The organism is Streptomyces sp. SID11385, from assembly GCF_010548245.1.
In the GTDB taxonomy this organism is placed as follows: Bacteria; Actinomycetota; Actinomycetes; order Streptomycetales; family Streptomycetaceae; genus Streptomyces.
Genome location: NZ_JAAGLR010000392.1, coordinates 1 through 4,761, shown reverse-complemented (window position 1 = coordinate 4,761; position 4,761 = coordinate 1). Strand labels below are relative to the sequence as shown.

The following is a 4,761-nucleotide window of genomic DNA, read 5'->3' as shown; positions in this document are numbered from 1 at the left end:
GTCACGGCGCCGCGGCATCGCGCGCAGCCCGTCCCCGGCGGGCGTGGCATCGGGTGGGCGTGCGGGAGCCGCCGTGCGCCCCGGGGGCGGGCTTTGCCCCCGCGCGCCCGGCGGCTCCGTCACGTATGCCGGAAAAAGGCCGTCAGAGGCCAAGTTCCTTGCGGTAACGCGCCGCAGCCGACAGGAAGATGTCGTTCGCTTCCGTCTCAGCCACGGTGACGCGAACGCCCTCACCCGCGAAGGGCCGCACGACGACGCCCGCGCGCTCGCAGGCGGCGGCGAAGTCGAGAGTGCGCTCGCCGAGCCGGAGCCAGACGAAGTTGGCCTGGGTCTCGGGGACGGTCCAGCCCTGGGCGCGCAACTCCCCCGCGATCCGCGCGCGTTCGATGACGAGGGCGTCGACGCGCTCCAGGAGCGACGTCTCGGCGGCGAGCGAGGCGACGGCTGCGTCCTGCGCGAGCTGACTCACGCCGAAGGGAACGGCGGTCTTGCGCAGCGCCGCCGCCACCGGCTCGTGCGCGATCGCGAACCCGATCCGGAGCCCCGCGAGACCGTATGCCTTCGAAAAGGTCCGCAGCACGCACACATTGGGCCGGTCCCGGTACAGCTCGACGCCATCGGGGACCTCCGGATCGCGGATGAACTCCCGGTACGCCTCGTCCAGTACCACGAGCACGTCGGAGGGCACCCGGTCGAGGAAGCGTTCCAGCGCGGCCTTCCGCACCACGGTCCCCGTCGGGTTGTTGGGGTTGCAGACGAAGACGAGCCGGGTCCGCTCGGTGATCGCCGCGACCATCGCGTCGAGGTCGTGCTCCTCGTCGCCCGTGAGCGGGACCTCGACGGCCTTCGCCCCGCTGATCCGGGTGATGATCGGGTAAGCCTCGAAGGAGCGCCAGGCATACACGACCTCATCACCGGCCTGAGCGGTGATCTGAAGGAGCTGCTGCGCCACGCCGACCGAGCCCGTACCCGTGGCGAGGTGCGAGACCGGCACGGAGAAACGTTCCGCCAGCACGTGTACGAGGCCCGTCGCCGCCAGGTCCGGGTAGCGGTTCAGCGAACCCGCCGCGGCGAGCGCGCTCTCCATCACCCCGGGGAGCGGCGGGTACGGGTTCTCGTTGGAGGACAGCTTGAACGCCGGGCCGTTCCCGCCCGCCGCCTTTCCCGGCACATAGGCCGGGATGTCGTCCAGTACCGCTCGCAGTCTGGGGTTCGTACCGCTCACCGCGGGACCTCCTTCTGTACGTGCCGGTATTCCCGCGACCCGTGCCGCCCCGGGAAACGGGCCCGAGTCACCCGGCCGGCCCGGGGGTCGCCCAGCGCCGCCGGGCCGCTCTCGCCGCGCCCGTCCGCATATTGGACACCGTGGAGGGCGCGCCCGGTAGATACCCAGCGCATGAAAAGACCCACGCGCCCCCACCTTGACGCGAACGCCCCCACCTCGCCTCCCGGGAGAGGTGCCGTCGAGCGCCTTCCGGGGGAGACCGGAACAGAGCCGCTCGCCGCGCTCTTCCCCGGCGATCGCCGAGGGGCGCGCGCTCATCCGCGCGCGCCGCTGGCTGGCGCCGTGGCGCGCGCTCGCCGCGCTCTTCCCCGGCGATCGCCGAGGGGCGCGCGCTCATCCGCGCGCGCCGCTGGCTGGCGCCGTGGCGCGCGTCCCTCGTACAGGTGAGCCGCACCCCCGGGGCGGCCTCCACAGAGAGACGGCACACAACCGGGCAACTGCCGAGTAACCATCTCGGTTCCCATGAAGTACCTTGCAATACAAGGCTTTTGACGGTACGTCACCTTGCAGAAACGTGACATCACAGGTCTGCATATGCGCTCGCCGTACCCACCTGGCAGACCCCTACTATCGGCAACCCATGACAGCAGCAGGGAAGCAGCAGGTGAGCCGAGCGGAAACTCCCCGCAGGGGCAAACGGTCCGGACGGCCGGGAATCCGAGATGTGGCAGCGGCGGCGGGGGTCTCGATCACGACCGTCTCCGATGCCCTCAACGGCAAGGGCCGTCTCCCCGACATCACTCGCCACCATGTGCGGGAGGTGGCCGACCAACTCGGCTACCGCCCCTCGGCGGCGGCGCGCACACTCCGTACGGGCAAATCGGGCCTCATCGGCCTGACCGTGACCACGTACGGGGATGAACCTTTCACCTTCACGGAATTCGCCTACTTCGCCGAGATGGCGAGAGCGGCGACCTCCGCCGCGCTCGACCGGGGCTACGCCCTCGTGATCCTCCCGGCGAGCTCACGCCTCAGCCCGGTGGACGTGTGGTCCAATGTCGCGCTCGACGGCACCGTCGTCGTCGACCCGGCCGACCACGACCCCGTCGTCGCGGAACTCGTACGGCAGGGACTGCCGGTGGTCTCGGACGGGCGCCCGGACGGCACCCTCCCGGTGACGGCGTGGGTCGACAACGACCACGAGGCGGCGGTCCTCGGCATACTCGACCACCTCGCGGACTCGGGGGCGCGCCGGATCGGCCTCCTCACCGGGACCACCACCGACACGTACACCCGGCTCTCCACGACGGCCTACCTCGAATGGTGCCGCCGAGTGGGCCAGGACCCCGTCCTGGAGTCGTACCCGGCGCACGATCCGTGCGCGGGCGCGGTCGCCGCCGACCGGCTCCTCGCCCGCCCCGACCGTCCCGACGCCGTCTACGGTCTCTTCGACCCCAACGGGACGGATCTGCTCGCGGCGGCACGCAGGTACGGGCTCCGCGTCCCGGAGGACCTCCTCCTCGTGTGTTGCAGCGAGTCGACGGTCTACGCCACTACCGAGCCGCCCATCACGACGCTCTCGCTCAAGCCGCGTCGCATCGGCACGGCCGTCGTCCAGCTCCTCATCGACGCGATCGAGGGAATCGGCGCGCCGCATCAGCTCCAACGCGTCATCCCCACGGAACTGATCATCCGCACCTCCTCCCAACGCCGCTCCCCCCGCACGACGGTGAGCCCGCCGCGGGAGTCGGGGGAGGGGTCGGGGTAGCGGGGGCGGGGACTGGGGACGGTCGCCGGGGGCGTGGGGCGGCTCGGGGGCGGCTCGGGGTGCGGGTTCGAGGGTGGCTCGGGGCCGCCCCTGGGCTACGGGCGCCAGGCCGACCCCGGGCCGCTCGGGAAACGGATTCCGTGTGCGCTCGGGGGGTCAGGACCCGCTCAGGCCGACTCACGGAAGGGTCCCGCGCCCGCCGGGGCGGCGAGGCATCCAGGAGCGGTGGTCCCGGAAGCACGGTACGTCAGGACGGGGAGCCGCAGAGGCCCGGTGGCCCCGCGAGACTCCCCCGCCCACCTGTCGTCCCTCCCTCGCGGGTACTCCCTACGGGGGACCGGTTCCGCGTCTCCTCACGGCCTTCCCGCGGACCAAAAGCGGCGCCGCGCCCCGCCATTTCGGCGCAAAACGCCGGGCGGAGGCGGAGTGCGGCGGGATTCACCACCCTGATGCGTCCCACACCCCGCACCGCATTCCTATGATGGGCGCACGACACCGAGGGCCGCTGCGACCAAGCAGTCCGGGCGGTGGGGAGCGGCGCGATCGTGGTGGAGGGGTCAATGACTCAGGGGGCCGGTCAGGGACCCGCGGAACGAACACCGACGGTGCGCGACTTCCGCGTCCCCGCCTACATGCCCCAGCCCGAGGCCTTCGCGGACGGGGCGGAGCCCTATCCGCGCGAGGGCGACAAGTACGCGGACGCGGCACAGGCGTACACGGAACGCCAGGCCCCCGAGGCGGCCGCGCCGCCCGGGACCGTTCCACCCGCCGCTCCCGAGGCCCCCGGGGACGAGGACTACACCCCCACCGAGCGCGATCTGCCCGTCATCGGCTCGCAGCCGGAACCCGCGTCGCAGCCGCACGGGAACGGACCCGGGCCGTTGTACGTCGTCGGCGACGTGCACGGGTATCTCGACGAGCTGGTCGCCGCCCTCCAGGAGCAGGGCCTCCTCGACGAGGAAGCCCGCTGGGCGGCGGGCAACGCCCGGCTCTGGTTCCTCGGCGACTTCACCGACCGGGGTCCCGACGGCATCGGAGTCATCGACCTCGTCATGCGCCTCTCGGCCGAGGCCGCCGCGGCCGGCGGCTACTGCAAGGCCCTCATGGGCAACCACGAGCTGCTTCTCCTCGGCGCCCGCCGCTTCGGCGACACCCCGGTCAGCTCCGGAGCGGGTACCGCCACCTTCCAGGCGGCCTGGCTCCTCAACGGCGGCCAGAAGACGGACATGGACCGCCTCCAGGACGTCCACCTCCAGTGGATGTCCCGGCTCGACGCGATCGTGGAGGAGGACGAGCACCTGCTCGTGCACTCCGACACCACCGCGTACCTCGACTACGGCTCCACGATCGAAGCCGTCAACGACACGATCCACGACGTCCTCACGCGCAACGACCCGGACGAGTGCTGGGATCTCTTCCGCAAGTTCACCAAGCGTTTCGCCTTCCGCGACGAGCGGACCGGGCCCGAGGCGGTACGTGAGCTGCTCGACACCTTCGGCGGCTCCCGCATCGTGCACGGCCACAGCCCCATCCCGTACCTGCTCGGCGACGTCGGCGCCGAGGACGGCGAGGAGACCCCGCGCCCGGTGATCGAGGACCCGCACATCTACGCGGACCGGCTGGCCGTCGCGATGGACGGCGGCGTGACCATGGCGGGGACCCTGCTGGTACGTCAGGTGCCCTTCCCGGCCTGACACCCCGGCGCCGGCCCTCGGGCCGGACCGCTCGCGCCGCGCCCAACGGCCTCGCTCGCCCCGGCCGTGCGCCA

General features: G+C 72.1%; 3 protein-coding genes. 2 read left to right on the top strand and 1 reads right to left on the bottom strand.

The features are described 5' to 3' along the window. Positions 1–142: 142 nt before the first annotated feature. Positions 143–1,225, bottom strand: a complete 1,083-nt coding sequence (hisC, locus tag G3I42_RS11910; RefSeq protein WP_164285222.1) for a histidinol-phosphate transaminase — start codon at positions 1,223–1,225, stop codon at positions 143–145. Positions 1,226–1,865: 640 nt separating this feature from the next. Between hisC and G3I42_RS11905 the strand changes: the two genes are divergently transcribed. Then, positions 1,866–2,993 carry a LacI family DNA-binding transcriptional regulator gene (locus tag G3I42_RS11905; protein ID WP_164285220.1) on the top strand — a complete coding sequence of 376 codons (1,128 nt, stop codon included), beginning with the start codon at positions 1,866–1,868 and terminating at the stop codon, positions 2,991–2,993. A gap of 560 nt (positions 2,994–3,553) precedes the next feature. Beyond that, positions 3,554–4,687 carry a metallophosphoesterase family protein gene (locus tag G3I42_RS11900; RefSeq protein WP_164285218.1) on the top strand — a complete coding sequence of 378 codons (1,134 nt, stop codon included), beginning with the start codon at positions 3,554–3,556 and terminating at the stop codon, positions 4,685–4,687. The last annotated feature ends 74 nt before the right edge of the window (positions 4,688–4,761 follow it).